Here is a 13,812-nt window from a genome sequence, read left to right on the forward strand (position 1 = left end):
CCGCTGAGAATCGTGCCGCCGAGATCGACGGCGAGCCGAATTTCATCGTTCCTTGCACCTTGTCGTGCGACTTCCGCCGAAAGGCGGCGTCACTCACGCAAGGCCGATGAAGACCCTCGAAGCGCTCGACGTCATCCCTCCCGCGTTCGCGCCATCCTCCCTTCGTCAGCTCGTTGCAGAAGACGTCGCTGCGGTCGGCGTCAGCAATGACGGGCTCGTCCTCGTCGGAACCGGCGGTGGCGATCTCGTCCTCGTCGACCGCGAGGGAAACGAGCTTCATCGGCTGGCCGCGCCCCAACCGGTGCACAACTTCGGTGACACGCGCCTCATCAGTGCCATCGCCACCAACGGTAACCGCTTCGCCGCCTCCGTCGTCACGCACGTCGTGATCGGCGAAGTCTCCGAGAGAGAGCTGCGCGTCGTCGCCAAGAGCAAGCCCTTCCGGGATCTCGTCGACCATGTCGCGTTCGTCGAGGGGGGAATCAGGGCGAGGCTCGCCGACCAATCGAGCCACCTTCTCGGCCTCGATGGCTCGATGGAGCGCACGACGGGCGACGGGGGAACGAAGCGAAAGAAGAAGTCGAAGGCCGACAGCGAGGTCGCCGCGAAGCTGGCCGAGGCGCACGAAGGACTGGTGGCGGTCCAAGACGAGTGCAGCGACGTTGGCGCCGCCGACACGGAGAACGACGAAGCCATCGTCGATGCGCTCCGGCGCGCCGCGGAGCCTGATTCGGACGATCTCCCCGAAGTGTTCTGGTCGCTCTTCGAAGACCGCAAGCAGTACGCAGAGGCGCGCGAAAAGCTCGACGCCGCGGCCAAAGGGCTCCTCGCGCTCGTCAGGGCGGCCGCGAAGAAGAAGTCGCCGGCCCTCGAGACCTTCCTCGAGGAGCAGGGTATTTCCCTCGAGGCCCCCTTGGCCACCGTGCCCGACGAGGAGGCCTCCGGTGCGGCCGACACCTATCCGCGCTCCGGCAGCCTCGATTTGAATGCCCTCTCGACGGGTGACGGAAAGATCATCCTGTGGCCGTTCCCCAGCGCGGTGCGGGATGATGCGAACCCGTCGGATGGCGGCGCGTGGATCCTGGACGAGCAGGACTTCAGCGAGAGCGCCTACGATCGAGGAGGCCGCATCCTCCACGCGGGCGACGGCGAATCGGTGTTCGTCGTCCACAGCGCGTACGTGGAACGCATCGACATCTCGAGCGAGGCCCGCCAGACGATTCATCGGTGCAAGAGCAAAGCGGCGAAGATGAGCCGAGGCGGCCGCATCGTCTTGGAAACCTGGGACGAAACGGTTTCGATCCTCGATCCCCGAACGCAACAAGCAAAAGAGTTCGAGTCTGCCACGCTCATCGAAGGCGGAATCGTCGAGACGAAGGGGAACAGGTGTCGCGTACGCGATCTCGACGGGCAGGTGATCCTCGAGCTCAGTCAGCAGCGCGTCGCCGGCGCCGTCGATGCCTCGACGAAGACGGTCGCCGCCATGAGCGATGACTACGACAAGCTCCATGTTTATCGGGCCGGCAAACACAGCCCGCTATACACGTTCAAGGGGCTCCTGACCCCGTACCTCACGAACGGTGTGCTCGTCGCGGAAAAGCCCGGTGAGACGGGCGTCGTCGTGAACGTGGTCGACCTCGAGACTGGCGCGAAGCGTGAAGTCCGAAATGCGAAGTTCGAATCCGATGTCGCGCCCGTGCGTGACGGCATCGCCTGGGCCTTCGTCAGCGACGAAAATGACCTGACGAAGCCTCAGCTCATGGCGTTGTCGAAGGACGACGTGACGGTCGGCCCGGAATACGCCGCGCCGCCCGAGAACGTGAGCGCCGACGACTGCCGGTCGAAGATCTTCGCCATCGGCGAGGGCTTCATCGTCGTCGGGATCGGCATGTATCGGACGGTCCTCCAGGTCGTCGACGCAGCGACGCTCGCGCCGATCGGTGACCCCATCACACGGCCATTCGAGCCCGTCGCCATCAGCACCCTGCGCGACGAGTTCGCCGTGCTGTACCTCGACGGCTCCGTCGCTCGCCACCGCGTCGTCGGCTGATTGAGCGTGGTCTCGCCTCCCCGTTGGACGCGGTCAGGGGACCAGCGCGACGCCGTCGGTCGGTTCGATCGAAGCGAGCCTCCGGGCTTCGCGCGTCAGACGAAGCGCACGAGCGTCAGCGAGGTCGCGATGGGTCGCAACGAGCCACGGCTGCTGTTCCAGCCAGCGTTGTCCTGATTCCGTATCGGCGGCGATTGGCGTGAGCTCATCGAGCCATTCCTGCAAATGCGGCCACAGGTTCGACTGCGGGGAGAGGCGAACGAGCGCAGCATCGGATTCGACACACCGGCGAAGCGGGCCGCGTCCCGTCCATGTCCTCGACCACTGCTCTCTCGGCCCGGAGACGGCCCACTCGCCGAACGCGAGTCGCACGAAGTAGGTCTGCTGGGGGCGGACGTCGGCGTGGAGCACGCCGGTGCGTTCGACCGAAGGAGCTTGCCCGAAGCGCTCCTTTTCGCTGTTCCACGTGATGAAGTCGTAGCTCCCAGGCGCAAGGTCCGTCTCGAGGCGTGTGCCTCGCGCGATGTTGCCGACGAACTTGCCGCCGCGCGTCGTGATGACCTGATAGCCGCCCCCTTCGCAGCTATCGGGCGGCCACAGAAAGACGAGCTTGGCCGAGCCTTCCGCATGCTTTGGCACGGGCGCAACGACGCGTGACATCGGAGGCGGTTGGCCCGCACATCCAACCAGGCTTGCAACGAGAGCAACCCCGAAGCCCCCGCACGCGCGCATGACGGGAAATATGGCATTCGACGCACCGCCGAACAACGGACGGAGCATTAAGAGTTCGCAACGCTCTCACACGCGAGGCCGCAGCAACGAAGGGCATGACCAAGAGGCCACATCTCGCACCGACGGGAACGGACGGCCTCGAAGAGTTCTCTGTGCCGAGGGCTCGCGCGCTCGGCTCGGCTCTCGCCTGCACTGACGCGGCATGCGCGATGCAGGAAGCATCACGAGACGCATCTCCACGACCGCGCCGATGTCACCAACGTGCACGACACCGCTTCGGGCGCGGCGCGCGTAGAATGGGTGACCATGTTCGTTCGTTCGGCGCGCTTGCTCGTGTGTTCGGCCTTCATCCTCGCCCTCTCCCCTACACTCGCGTGCTCGAGCGACGACGGCGCGGCGCTGGCGACGAACCCAGACAGCGGCGCGCCGATCGAGCGCCATGATCCGATCGACGGCGGGAGCGACTCGAGTGCTCCGGTCGATCGCGCCAAGTGCAGCGACGGCGTGATGGACGCCGCCGAGACCGACGTCGATTGCGGCGGCGGCTGCGCTCCTTGTGGGCAGTGCCAGCGCTGCCTCGCGGACGCCGATTGCGAAACGACCAATTGTGCGGACGGGATCTGTGGACCCGTGAAGCGCGGCTACCCGCAGCTCTCGGCCGAGCGCGGCGAGATACGTAACCTCCTCGCGACCGTCGAAGCCGGCATGCGTTGCGACATGGACGTCTACGTCGACGCGGTAGGCATCGTGGGCCGTGAGATGTATCGCTTCTCGTCGAAGGAGCCGCGCTACACGACCGATCTGCTCGGCGGTGGAACGAGCGTACTCGCGAGCGACGCGTTCTACGTCACACGGCCCTGGACGTCCCGCTATTGGGTCGCCCGCAACGCCAAGCGACTCGAGACGCGCAGCGCGAACGCCACGGACGTCACCGCCACCGACAAGAAGGGTTACGCCGCCGTTGCCGAGACCGTCCTCGCCTACCAGCTCCTCCTCGATTTGACGCTCTCCGATGAGCAGGGGCTACGCGTGGACGTCGAGAACGACGCGCAGCCCGCGCGGACGAAAGACGAAGTCCTCGCGCACGTCATGGCGCTGCTCGACGACGCGAAGGCGAACCTCCCCGGCGCGACGTTCGACTTCTCCCTCTCGAGCGGCTTCGAGGGCTTCGACACGCCGTCGACGTTCCTGAAGTTCAACCGCGCGCTCGCCGCACGCGTCGCCGCATACCAGAAGAACTGGCCGCTGCTCCTCACGACGCTCGGCGAGAGTTTCCTCAGTCTCAACGCCGACCTCCGGCTCGGCGTGTACATGCCGTTCACGAACGTCCCGGGAGACGCTCGCAACAGCCTGTTCACCGCGCCGAACGGCGAGGGCGACGTGCGGGTCGCGCACCCTTCGTTCGCGACGGACGTCGCCACGGGAGACGACCGCCTTCTTTCCACGGTGCTGCGGTCGACGCCCGCCTCGCAGGCCGGCCTCACCAGCAACCGCGACGCGTGGCGTTACACGTCCGCGACGGCGCCGTTCCCGATCATCCGAAACGAGGAGCTCGTCCTGCTCTATGCCGAGGCGAGGGCGCAGCTCGGTCAGTTCCCCGACGCCATCGTCGCCATCAACCGCATTCGTTCCGTGCACAACGTGTCGCCCTACGCCGGCGCGGTCACGCCGGCCGCGCTCCTCAACGAGATCCTCTACCAGCGTCGTTATTCGCTCTTCCTCGAAGGCCATCGCTGGGTCGACGTGCGCCGCTTCGGAGCGCTCGGCACCCTTCCGGTCGACCGCCCGGACGACGACGTCTGGTCTTCGTTCCCGGTTCCGAAGCCCTGAACGCGGAACGGCTCGATTCGTCCTCCGGAAACAGATAGGCGCAGAGAGATGCTAGCTCGCACGATGCGCCCGCTCGGAGCTCGCGTGCAACCTCGCGTGCGCGCGACCAAGCCAGCTCATCGAGCGTCACCGACGTGGATCGAGGCGATGGGCGGGAGTGGAGCCATCGAGCTGAAGTCGCCCGATGGATGAACGGCCGACGTGACAAGAGAAAGCCCCGGTGAGCCTTGCGGCGCCGGGGCTTCTGTCATCTCGGAACGACGCTCAGGCAGGCTTGCTCAGGCTGGCTTGCTCAGGCTGGCTTGCCCTGCGCGACAAGGCCGAAATGAACGCCCTGCGGGTCGACCGCGACGAGGACGCGGTCGCCACCGGGAACCTCCATAGGGTTCACGATGACCTTCCCGCCCGCCGCGGCGATCTTCGTCACCGCCTCATCGATGTTGGGCACGCGGAAGTAGAACGTCCACCCTGGGTGCCCGTCCGGCTGCTTCGGCATCGTCGCTCCGATGCCCTGCCCCGCTGCGTCGATGAACATGTAGTCCCCCATCGGGCCCATGCTCATCTTGTCCGGGTACGTCCAGCCGAAAACCTTCGTGTAGAACGCGTTGCCCACGGCCTGGTCCGGCGTGGAGAGCTCGTTCCAGTTGCACTTGCCCATGCCCGTGCGCTCGAACGCGTGGCTCGTCTCCTCGCTCGCGCCGCGCATGACGTAGATGGGGATGCCTTGCGGATCGGCGATGAGCGCGAATCGACCGACCTTGTCGAGGTTCATGGCGGGCATGAGGAGTTTGCCTCCCGCCTCGATCGCCTTCTTCACGGTCGCGTCCACGTCGTCCACGGCGATGTACGAGAGCCACGTCGGCCGAGCGCCTTGCGAGGTCATGTCGTTCGAGAGGGTCATCATGCCGCCGACCATCCCGTTCGCAGTCTCGATGTGCCAGTATGCCATCGGGTCCGTGGGCGCGGGAGCGGGGATCGTCCAGCCAACCACGCGCTCGTAGAAAGCGCTCGCGGCCTTCGCGTCACTCGTGAGGAGTTCGTACCAGATCGGTGTGCCCTGGGGGTTCGCCATGCGGGGCATGCTCGCCTGCTTGCCCTCCCCCCTCAATAGGCCGTTGCTCCGCAGTGCCGCTGGACGCGATTCGGTGCGGAGCCGCGCGCGCAACGTCGCCACGCAAGCGCCATAGACCGACGCTACTTCGTGGCGCGGCGGACGCGGGGGCCTTCGGAGCCGCCGAGTTTGGCGAGGCGCGCGGCGAGCATGTTCGTCAGCGCGATGAGGAGGACGAGCACGGCGGCTGTGCCCGCGCTGACGTCGGCCTTGTCGGGGCTGAGGCCCGCGGAGTTGACGTACCAGAGGTGCACCGCGAGCGTCTCGCCGCCGCGCATCGGGTCGAGCGAGTATGCATTCGCGCGAGAGATGGTCGTGCCGGCCGTCATGATGAGCGGCGCGCTCTCGGCGAAGACGCGGCCGACACTCAGGACGAGCGCGCTGAGGATACCGGGCCAAGCGTAAGGCAGCGACACGCGAACGATGGTCTGAACCTGCGTCGCCCCGAGCGCCAGGCTCGCCTCCTCCACCTCGCGCGGAACGGCGCGAAGGCTGTCTTCGGTGATTCCGACGACGAGCGGCAGGTTGAGGACGGCCAGCACGAATGCGCCGGCAAGCAGCGAGTAGCCCGCGCGCATCTGCACGACGAACACGAGGAACCCGAAGAGGCCGTAGACGATGCTCGGGAGCGACGCGAGCGTATCGAGCGCAACGCGAACCGTCGTCACGAGTCGGCGCGAAGGCGCGAAGCGTGCAAGATACACAGCTGCGCCCACGCCCACCGGCAAGGTGAACGCCGTACTGAGGACGGCGAAGTAGAGCGTGTTGAAGATCTGCGGGCCGATACCGCCACCCGCCGTCGTCTCGCTCGGCAGTGAGATGAGGAAGCGCGGGAGATGGTCACGCAGCGCCACGGCGAGCACCACGGTCAGCGCGAACAGGCCGATGGAGATCCCTCGACGAAGTGCGCGCGAGCCGGCCTTCAATCGATCGAGAACGGTCACGATCGAGCGGTCGACCACCCAAGCCGCCCCGCCGAAGAGGACGAACCCGAGCGCGATGCGCATCGTCGATTCGCCGTCGATGTCGGAGAGCGGCGTCGGATACGCGGTGAAACCAGCGAGGCGTCCCCCGCCGCGGAGGACGAGGAAGAGCAGCCCGAGGACGTATCCGCCGCCGAGGAGACCGGCCATCAAGGCGAGCCCGCGAACGACGAGCTGCTCGAGGCCACGCCCCGCGCGACGCGACTTCGACAACGTGCCGGCGCTCATGCCGTCCTCTTGCGCTTCGAGCCGTTCGTGCGCGTCAGCACGCGTGTCAGGAGCACGACGCCGACCGACACCAGCAGCAGCACGAGCGACATCGAGAAGAGAACGTTGCTCGCGGTCGTTCCCGGCCGCGCATTCTGCATGTCCATCACCACTTGCGCGGAGATGGTGGTGGTCGGCTGGAACAAGTTCTCCGGCAGCTTGCGTGCACCGCCGATGACCATCTGCACGGCCATCGTTTCACCCGCCGCGCGGGCGAAGCCGAAGAAGACGGCGACGATGATCCCGCGCCAGGCGCTAGGCACCGCCACGCGGAACGAGGTCTGGAGCGGAGAGGCGCCGAGCGCCGCGCTCGCGAGACGGAGATCGTCCGGAATCTTGGAGAGAGCGTCGAGCGAGAGGAGGTGCACCGTCGGCGCGATCATCACGCCGAGCAGCATGGCCGCCGATGCGAGCCCCTCGCCTCCGACGTGCGCTTCCTCACCGTAGATGAGGTGCGCGAGCGAAAGCGCGTGAGGCACGAGGTACGTGAGCGCGAGCCAGCCGTACACGACGCTGGGCACCGCGGCGGCGAGCTCCATGATGCGCCGGTAGATGCGACGCGAGTTCTTGTGCGAGAGCTCGTGCACCCACACGGCCGAGAGGACGGCCGGCAGCGCACCGACCACGAGCGCGCCCACGGCGCTCACCACCGTGCCCACGATGAGCGGCAGGCCGCCGAACACATCGGCCTCCGGCTTCCACGTACGGCCGGTCAGCAGCGAGCCGAGCCCGACCTCGCCAATCCCCGCGAGCCCCGCCCGCGCGAGAAACGCGATCATCAGCGCCGTCGCCACGACCACGAGCACGGCACACGCCGCGAAGAAGAAGCGCACGGCGACTTCTACGGGACGCGACTCGCGCCGCGCGAACGAGCGGCGCTCCGTCGTAACTTCGGTTTCCGCCGGGAAGGCGCGAGGGGCCATGGCCATGGTCAGTCGTGCTCGCGCGTGACCTTCATCGCCGTCACCGGGATGAAGCCCTTCACCGTGGGAAGCACTTCATTCTGGAACTCGGGCGAGACGATGTAGTCGAGGAACACCTTGGTCGTGCCCGTCGGCTCGCCCTTCGTGTACATGTGCTCGTACGCCCAGATGGGATACGCGCCCGTCGCGATCGTCTCCGGCGACGGCTCGACGACGCCGGCGTCGCCCTTGAGCCCGAAGGTGACGAGGCCATCGTCCTTGAACGACAGCGCGAGGTAGCTGATGGCGCCCTTGGTCTGCTTCAACTTCGCAACGAGCGCGCCCGAGTTGTCTTCGGTCTGCGACTCGACGAAGTGGTCACCGCCGAGGACGGTGCGTCCGAACACCGTGCGTGTCCCCGAACCGGCGGCGCGGTTGATGACGACGATGGGCGTCGACTCACCGCCGAGGTCCTTCCAGTTGGTGATCTTGCCCGAGAACACCTTGGCAAGATCGTCCTGCGAGAGGCTCTTCACCTTGTCGTTGTAGGTGCCCTTGTTCGCCATCGCGGCGAAGCCGACGACCGCCACCTTGTGGTCGACGAGCTGGCTCTTGAGATCGTCGGGCGCGAAGATGTCGCTGTTGCCGATGTGCACGGCGCCGGACGCGACGTCCGCGAGGCCCTTCTTCGAACCACCTGCCGAAACTTCGACGCTGACGCCCTTGTTCTTCGCTTCGAACTTCTCCTTCGCCGCGTTCACGAGCGGCTGGAGAGCGCTCGAACCGCTCGCGCGAACGGTGCGGTCCGCCGCCGGCGCGGTGGCGGCCTGTCCGACCGACCCAGGAGTCGTCGTCGGCGAGGGCGGAGGGGACTTGTCACACGCCACCGTCGCGAACAAAGCAAACGCCGCAACGGTCTTCGAGACGTTGGAAATCGTCATCATGAATGGCTCCGGAATCAGCCGAAACGGCCCGTGATGTAGTCTTCGGTCTGCTCTTCTTTCGGCCGCGTGAAGAGGTCCGACGTCTCACCGGCTTCGACGAGCCGGCCCATATAGAAGAACGCAGTCCGCTGCGAGATACGCGCGGCCTGCTGCATGTTGTGCGTGACGATGACGATCGTGAGCACCTTGCGGAGCTCGTGGACGAGATCCTCGATCTTCGCCGTCGCGATCGGGTCGAGCGCGCTCGCGGGCTCGTCCATCAGGAGCACTTCGGGGTCGACGGCGAGTGCGCGCGCGATGCAGAGGCGCTGCTGCTGCCCGCCCGAGAGTGCGAGGCCCGAGTCGTCGAGGCGATCCTTCACCTCGTCCCAGAGCGCCGCCTGCTGCAGGGCCTTCTCGACCTTCTCGGTGAGAATCGACTTCTTCGTGACGCCGGCGATGCGCAGGCCGTACGCGACGTTCTCGAAGATCGACTTCGGGAACGGGTTCGACTTCTGGAACACCATGCCGACGCGACGTCGCACGAGCACCGGGTCGACGTCGCTGGCGTAAACTTCTTCGCCGTCGAGCTCGACGCGTCCCGTGATGCGGACGCCGTCGACGGTGTCGTTCATTCGGTTGAGCGAGCGCAAGAACGTGCTCTTGCCGCAACCGCTCGGCCCGATGAGCGCGAGGACTTCGTTGGCGTGCGCGTCGAGCGACACGTCACGAACCGCTTCCTTGTCGTGGTAGCGGACAGTGAGCCCGACCGCTTTCATCTTGATGGATCGTTGCGCTGCGGCGCTTTGCACGCCGGCACCTTCGACGACGGGCGCGGCTCGTCCGTGAACGCTCCGTGACGATTCGGTAACGTCTCCCGAGGACACACGCATGCGTGCGCCGAAGAAGCGCACGTTTCGGGCCACCTGCAAGGCCCTACATGCGATCCGGTTGGCGGCAAACGGAGCCTATGCGCAGCGAGCGCGGGTGCTCGCTGCGCTCAGCCGTTACGTGCGGATCTCACTGCGGAGCGCAAAGCCCAGGCGGATTCTTCGCGATGGTGGCGAGCTTCGCGCGTGCGTCGGCGCCGATCTTCTCCTTGGAGAAGCGCTTGTCGACGGCATCGAACGCCGTCTTGGCGTTGCCGCAGTCGTGGAGGGCCAAGTAGGCCTCGCCCATGTCGAAGAGCACGCGATCGAGGAACTTCGAGCGAGGGAAGAGCTTGAGGAAGCGATTCATGTGTCCGAGCGAAGAGCTCGGCCGTCCGTCGGCGAGGTCCGAATCGCCGAGCATGAAGAGTGCTTCGTCGGCCTTCTCGTCGTTCGGGTAACGGTTGACGTACTCGGGGCCAAGCGCGCGCACGGTGACGAAGTCGCGCCTCCCGTACGCCTCCTTGAGCTGCGAGAAGTGGGTCGCCTTGTCCTGCGGGATGGTGACGGGCGGAGCGGCTGGGGCAGGTTGGCTCGCACGCTTCAGCTCGTCGATGCGGGCATAGAGTTCGGTGCGCGACGCGCCGACGTCACGCTTGAGCTCCTCGAGACCGTGCTGGACCTCGTCGAAGCGACCGGCCAGATCGTTGAGCCGCGCCTTCGACGACATCACGTCGGTGCTCGAGTCCGCGTTTGCGCGCAGGGCGTTGTCGAGCCGCTGCCGGGTCGCATCCAGGTCGGCGCGGGCTTGGGCGAGCTCGTTGCGCTCCTTCTCGATTTCTTGCTGGAGCTGGTTCGTCTTGGCGACGAGCGCGTCGTGGTCGCGCTGCATCACGCATCCCGAGCTCGCCATGCCCGCAAATGCGGCAAAAGCCGCCAGCGTAACAATCGCTGCTCCCTTGGAATGCCTGGCTCCGAACGACGTTGACTTCATCACACCTCCGGAATTTCGGGGATAAAAGCCCAAGCCCGCCCGATTTCCTAGCCCTTTGAGCCCCTGACGGCCGGCCGCCCTTGCCATCGGGTGGTGGCTCGCCTACGCAAGCAGTGCTTTTTTTACATGGCGACCGTCCTCCAGACGCACGAGGGAAGCTCGAGTTCGACGCCTGCGCAGTCGAGCGAAGGGCCCGAACACGAACACACGCCCGGGCATGCTCACGCGGGCGAAGTCGACCTGGCGCTCATTTCCGGCCCGCCGTACCGCACGATCCTGCGGCTGGCGTTGCCCACCGTCATCGCGATGCTCTCGCAGAGCGTCGTCAACGAGATCGACGTCTTCTTCTTCACGCGCCTTCCGCATCCGGAAGACTCGAACGCTCAGGCCGCCCTCCTCCCTTCCCTGCTGATCGTCTGGCTGTTCGGCGGTTCGCTGTCCGCCATCAGCGTCGGCACGCAGGCCTACACGGCTCGGCGCTATGCCGAGCGCAAGTACGAGGAAGCCGGCGCGGTGCTGGCCAACGCGGCGTGGTTCTGCCTCGTCGCCGGCATCGCATTCGCGATCCTCGGCGCGTTCACCATCAAGGGCCTGCTCGGCTTGATGCTTCCCGTGCCGGAAGCTCATTCCATCGCCTACTCGTATTCGAAATGGCGTTTGCTCGGCGTCGTCTCGATGGCGATGACGATGGCGTTCAAGGCGTTCTTCGACGGCATCGGCAAGACGTGGGTGCACCTCGTCTCGGCCGTGGTGATGAACGTCTTCAACGTCCTCTTCTGCTGGATGTTCATCTTCGGCAACTTCGGTGCGCCCCGCATGGGAGCGCCCGGCGCCGGCTTTGCCGCGTTCGTCTCCACGTGGATCGGCCTCGGGATCATGATCGCCTACGCCACGCGGGAGCGCACGCGCTTCAACCCGGTGCGCTGGTCGAACATCTCGCGCCCGCTCACGTGGGACATCCTCAAGCTCTCGATTCCCGCGGCGCTCGCCACCATCGTGATGATGGTCGGCTTCGGTCTCTTCACGAAGGTGGCCGGTCGTCTCGACGCCGCGGAGGCCCTTGCGGCGGGCGTGCCGGCGGCCGGGCGTGAAGCGGTCAACGGCGCCGCCAGCATGGACATCGTCGCCATCCTCAAGCTCACGTTCACGGCGTGCCTCGCGTTCGGCACGGCCACGGCTACCCTCGTCGCGCAGTCGCTCGCGGCCAAGCGCCCCGACGACGCGTCGCGCTTCGGATGGGCCAGCGTGCGGCTCGGCGTGGTGCTCTTCGGTGTGGTCGGTCTCTTCGAGGGTGTTCTCTTCACCCCGCAGATCGTGAACCTCATCTCGCACTCGGAGGCCGTCCGTCAGGCGGCGCTCGTGCCCATGCGCATGATGGGTATCATCACGCCGGTCATCGCCGTGGCGATGATCTTGAGCGAGGCTCTCTTCGGCGCGGGAAACACGAAGTTCGTCGCCGCCGCTCAGTTCTGCCTCGTCTTCCTGGTCCTCGTGCCGCTCGCCTGGGTGCTCGGAAACCGCTTCGGGCTCACCGGGATGTGGTCGGCCGCCGTCGCTTACGCGATCGGTGCGGCCATCGTCATGTCGACCAAGTTCCGGGGCGGAAGCTGGAAGTCCATCAAGCTCTGAGTTTTTCCGCAGCGCCAACCGGGTGAGCAACGCCGCCGCCAGGGGATTTGCTCACGATCCACCCTGGCCACGTTGTGCAACTCAGTAATTTCAAGCGCTTAGCACTCTCACTGCCCACAATGTAGGCTGGAACGACGGTTGCTGAGATGGCCCGTCGATGAAGGCTTATCTCTCGCTGTCGGTCGTTGCGTTCGTCCTGGGAGGCCTCGCCTCGATTGCCTGCTCCTCGTCGGACGCGAAGAGCACGCCGATCTGTCAGGACGACTCCCAGTGTCAGGACGACGCGAAGGACGGCAGCCCGAACGGCAAGTCGAAGTCGGGCTCGTCGAGCGACGACTCCGACAGCACGAAGGGTCCGAGCGGCTCGCCGAAGCCGGGCGACGCGAGCGTCGACGTCGGCAAGCCAGACGCGGGCGCCCCGCCGTCGGACAAGGATTGCGTCGATCTGGAAACCTGCTGCGACGGGCTCGCTGACTTCGGTACCCAGCTCGCGTGCGTGGGCCTCGCCATGGCGGGTGAGCCGCAGCAGTGCGTCGATGCCCTGAAGCAGTGCAAGGCAGGCGGCGGAACGATCGGCCAGGTCTTCCAGAGCGAGCATCCCAAGTGCTCGTCGCTCGCAGCGTGCTGCACGAAGTTCCACAACGACGGCTACGACACGACGGCCGCCGACTGCCAGGAATGGGTCGAGACCGTGAGCGAGCCCCAGTGCGAACAGACCCTGACCAACTACCAGAGCTTCGGCGAGTGCCTCTAATCGCTCGGTGAATCGGGCGGATTTCCCCCGGAAGGCGCGTGCCCGTCCGGGGGCGGACGCTTCCTGAGGACGCGCTGCGCTACCCAAAGCGCCGCGCCGAGGCCGACGGCGGCCACCACGAGCTCTTCGATGCGCCCCGCCCGCGCCAAGATCGCGGAGAAGCTCGCTCCGAGCGCCCAACCGAGAATGCCGAACGTGGCCGCCCAGATCCCCGCGCCGATCATGTTGAGAAACGCGAACCGACGCGTCGAAAAGTGACTCGCCCCGAGAAGCACGGGCGTCACCACCCGGATGCCATAGACGAAACGGAAGCCGATCACGAACGCGTCGCCGTAGCGAGCGAACCAGCGTTCCACGCGATCGGCACGATCGCGGAGCGCCGGCCGCCTCTCGATGTAACGACGTCCGAAGCGCTCGCCGACGTGGAACCACATCTGGTCGCCCGCCGTCCCACCGATGAAGGCTGCGAGAACGACGAACGGCAGCGACAAGAGCCCACGATGTGCCAGCGCACCGGCCGCGATGAGGATCGTCTCACCCTCGAAGAACGTGCCGACCCCGACAGCGAAGTAGCCATACCGCAGGATGAGCGACTCGAGCACCATTCTCGGAGTCCAAAGGAAACACATCCGGCGGGGCGAAGACACGGCGAAACGAGCACGAGACGGAACGAATCCATCCGGTCGGACGTGTCGCAGAGATCGACAACAAGCAGGTCCGCGAACGGGCCATTTCGCATCACGCTCGAGATTCGATAGCGTCAAGGGA

At 66.2% G+C, this 13,812-nt stretch carries 12 protein-coding genes; 4 read left to right on the plus strand and 8 right to left on the minus strand.

Annotation, left to right across the window (positions count from 1 at the left end; translation table 11 throughout):
- Positions 1 to 106 precede the first annotated feature (106 nt).
- The gene (locus tag AKJ09_RS52355; protein WP_146655378.1) at positions 107 to 2,050 is read left to right on the plus strand and encodes a hypothetical protein; all 1,944 of its coding nucleotides are present in this window, start codon (positions 107 to 109) and stop codon (positions 2,048 to 2,050) included.
- Between the two features lie 33 nt (positions 2,051 to 2,083).
- On the opposite strand, the gene AKJ09_RS52360 is transcribed toward AKJ09_RS52355, so the two are convergent.
- Entirely contained in the window at positions 2,084 to 2,710 is a 627-nt protein-coding gene (locus AKJ09_RS52360) for a hypothetical protein (protein ID WP_146655379.1), read from the minus strand.
- Positions 2,711 to 3,088: 378 nt separating this feature from the next.
- On the opposite strand from AKJ09_RS52360, the gene AKJ09_RS52365 reads away from it, so the two are divergent.
- Entirely contained in the window at positions 3,089 to 4,612 is a 1,524-nt protein-coding gene (locus tag AKJ09_RS52365; protein WP_146655380.1) for a RagB/SusD family nutrient uptake outer membrane protein, read from the plus strand.
- Positions 4,613 to 4,904: 292 nt separating this feature from the next.
- On the opposite strand, the gene AKJ09_RS52370 is transcribed toward AKJ09_RS52365, so the two are convergent.
- From AKJ09_RS52370 to AKJ09_RS52395, 6 genes are all read right to left on the minus strand, one after another.
- Positions 4,905 to 5,684 carry a VOC family protein gene (locus AKJ09_RS52370; RefSeq protein ID WP_146655381.1) on the minus strand — a complete coding sequence of 260 codons (780 nt, stop codon included), beginning with the start codon at positions 5,682 to 5,684 and terminating at the stop codon, positions 4,905 to 4,907.
- Between the two features lie 122 nt (positions 5,685 to 5,806).
- Complete coding sequence (pstA, locus tag AKJ09_RS52375) at positions 5,807 to 6,934, minus strand: phosphate ABC transporter permease PstA (protein ID WP_146655382.1); 1,128 nt, start codon at positions 6,932 to 6,934, stop codon at positions 5,807 to 5,809.
- Positions 6,931 to 7,806: a phosphate ABC transporter permease subunit PstC gene (gene pstC, locus AKJ09_RS52380; protein WP_169928711.1), complete on the minus strand. Its 876-nt coding sequence runs from the start codon at positions 7,804 to 7,806 to the stop codon at positions 6,931 to 6,933. The genes pstA and pstC overlap by 4 nt, the downstream gene beginning before the upstream one ends.
- A 98-nt stretch (positions 7,807 to 7,904) precedes the next feature.
- Positions 7,905 to 8,819 carry a phosphate ABC transporter substrate-binding protein gene (locus AKJ09_RS52385; RefSeq protein ID WP_146655384.1) on the minus strand — a complete coding sequence of 305 codons (915 nt, stop codon included), beginning with the start codon at positions 8,817 to 8,819 and terminating at the stop codon, positions 7,905 to 7,907.
- Between the two features lie 14 nt (positions 8,820 to 8,833).
- On the minus strand, positions 8,834 to 9,577 hold the full coding sequence (pstB, locus tag AKJ09_RS52390) for a phosphate ABC transporter ATP-binding protein PstB (protein WP_240488921.1): 744 nt from the start codon (positions 9,575 to 9,577) through the stop codon (positions 8,834 to 8,836).
- Positions 9,578 to 9,818: 241 nt separating this feature from the next.
- Positions 9,819 to 10,580 carry a hypothetical protein gene (locus AKJ09_RS52395; protein ID WP_146655385.1) on the minus strand — a complete coding sequence of 254 codons (762 nt, stop codon included), beginning with the start codon at positions 10,578 to 10,580 and terminating at the stop codon, positions 9,819 to 9,821.
- Positions 10,581 to 10,787: 207 nt separating this feature from the next.
- Here AKJ09_RS52395 and AKJ09_RS52400 point away from each other — a divergent pair, with 207 nt between their 5' ends.
- Both AKJ09_RS52400 and AKJ09_RS52405 read left to right on the plus strand, forming a co-directional pair.
- Positions 10,788 to 12,290 carry an MATE family efflux transporter gene (locus AKJ09_RS52400; RefSeq protein WP_146655386.1) on the plus strand — a complete coding sequence of 501 codons (1,503 nt, stop codon included), beginning with the start codon at positions 10,788 to 10,790 and terminating at the stop codon, positions 12,288 to 12,290.
- 157 nt (positions 12,291 to 12,447) lie between these two features.
- Entirely contained in the window at positions 12,448 to 13,044 is a 597-nt protein-coding gene (locus tag AKJ09_RS52405) for a hypothetical protein (RefSeq protein WP_146655387.1), read from the plus strand.
- On the opposite strand, the gene AKJ09_RS52410 is transcribed toward AKJ09_RS52405, so the two are convergent.
- Positions 13,041 to 13,649, minus strand: a complete 609-nt coding sequence (locus AKJ09_RS52410; protein ID WP_169928712.1) for a DedA family protein — start codon at positions 13,647 to 13,649, stop codon at positions 13,041 to 13,043. The two genes, AKJ09_RS52405 and AKJ09_RS52410, sit on opposite strands and share 4 nt — an antisense overlap.
- Positions 13,650 to 13,812: the final 163 nt, after the last annotated feature.

Origin of the sequence: Labilithrix luteola, from assembly GCF_001263205.1 — a bacterium.
In the GTDB taxonomy this organism is placed as follows: Bacteria; Myxococcota_A; Polyangia; order Polyangiales; family Polyangiaceae; genus Labilithrix; species Labilithrix luteola.